General features: G+C 61.4%; 3 protein-coding genes. 2 read left to right on the forward strand and 1 reads right to left on the reverse strand.

What is annotated here, in order from left to right:
* Positions 1–446, reverse strand: a 446-nt coding sequence (locus tag AACY49_RS29575) for a recombinase family protein (protein ID WP_445262671.1), incomplete at its 3' end; no start/stop codon positions are given.
* 118 nt (positions 447–564) lie between these two features.
* Between AACY49_RS29575 and AACY49_RS29580 the strand changes: the two genes are divergently transcribed.
* Positions 565–825, forward strand: coding sequence for an arylsulfatase regulator (locus AACY49_RS29580; protein ID WP_299107757.1), 261 nt, complete (start codon positions 565–567; stop codon positions 823–825).
* Between the two features lie 160 nt (positions 826–985).
* The coding region (locus tag AACY49_RS29585; RefSeq protein WP_339527718.1) for a hypothetical protein at positions 986–1329 on the forward strand (344 nt) is incomplete at its 3' end.

Below are 1329 nucleotides of genomic sequence, written 5' to 3' on the forward strand. Positions count from 1 at the left end.
CGCTCGCGGATCAAGGCGCGCTCGAACTGGGCGATCGCGCCGAACACGTGGAAGGTGAGCATGCCGCCCGGCGTGGTGGTGTCGATATTCTCGGTCAGCGACACCAGCCCGATCTTCTCGCGCTCCAGTTCTTCCGCAGAAGCAATCAGCTTCTTCAGCGAGCGGGCGAGGCGGTCGAGCTTCCACACCACGAGCGTGTCGCCGGCACGTAGTACCTCGCCCAGGATGCGAGCGAGTTCGGGGCGGTCGTCGCGGGCACCCGATGCCTTTTCGGTGAAGACCCGCTCGCACCCGGCGCGGCGCAATGCATCCAGTTGCAGGTCGGGGTTCTGGTCGCTGGTGCTGACCCTGGCATAACCGACCCGCATGACCCCTCGACCTTCTCCAAACCCGTCGAAGGCATAGCGTTTTGCGAAGCTGGTTTCCAGAACAGATTTGACAAACAAGATGCCGCAGAAATGCGTGACCGCTCTAACGCGCCGGCAGGATCGTCAGAAAGGAAGGTTTTCGCGAACAGGGCCAGCGCATAATAGGCGATGACACCACGCAAGCGGAGAGGGTGTGATGACCAAAACCCAAATGCTGGAGACGATGAAACGCCTAGACGCCCATGCGAATGCCCTGCTGCTGATCGGTGCTTCCGATATCGATCTGCTCGGCGGCATGTTCGACGTGATGCCGGACTTCAAGGCGCTGCTCGATGCCGGATACGGCGAAGAGATCGAGAGAAACGCTGGTCGCTTCCCCGGCCTGCACCGCTACGCCGTCATGCTCTCAAACGTCGCCGAAGGGATCGCGGACGGCTCCATCCGGGTGCCACGCTGACGCCACTCCCGCTGGTAGATAATGTGAGCAGGCGACCATGACTGCGAGCAGGGCCGGATGATGGCGAGCACATTTGCGGATAGCGTGAGCAGAACGCTCCGCCCATTGTCAGATAATCCGAGCAGAAAACCGCTTCGTTTGCGAGCAGGCACCGCTACGATTGCAAGCGCCAACAGGTACAAGCCAGATCAATATTGCCGAAGCAGCGCAGCGGCTCAATGCGCTGCGGAACCTGGGGGCTGACAGGCTATCGCTGGGCGCCCTGCCGATAACCGGAATGCGCCATTATGCCAGCGGCATGGCCACCCAAAAAGTTCAAACCCTGGCTTTGCTCAGGGAGCCGCGCCGCGCCGTCGAGATTGGGTGCTGGTTGCGCTTGCACCTTCTCCAGTTGAACGATGTCGTGCTTGAGCAGGTCAGTCGGCGCATCGGCAACCTGTGGCGCGAAGCGCATGGGACAGTCGAGATCCGCGCCTTTCGCGAACTTGAAGTCTATCGCGCCGG

It is taken from the genome of Pseudomonas sp. EL_65y_Pfl2_R96 (assembly GCF_963970905.1).
GTDB lineage: Bacteria > Pseudomonadota > Gammaproteobacteria > Pseudomonadales > Pseudomonadaceae > Aquipseudomonas.

Coding starts and splice junctions, on each gene's coding strand:
- AACY49_RS29580 (WP_299107757.1), top strand. CDS start 565: ATGACCAAAACCCAAATGCTGGAGACGATGAAACGCCTAGACGCCCAT.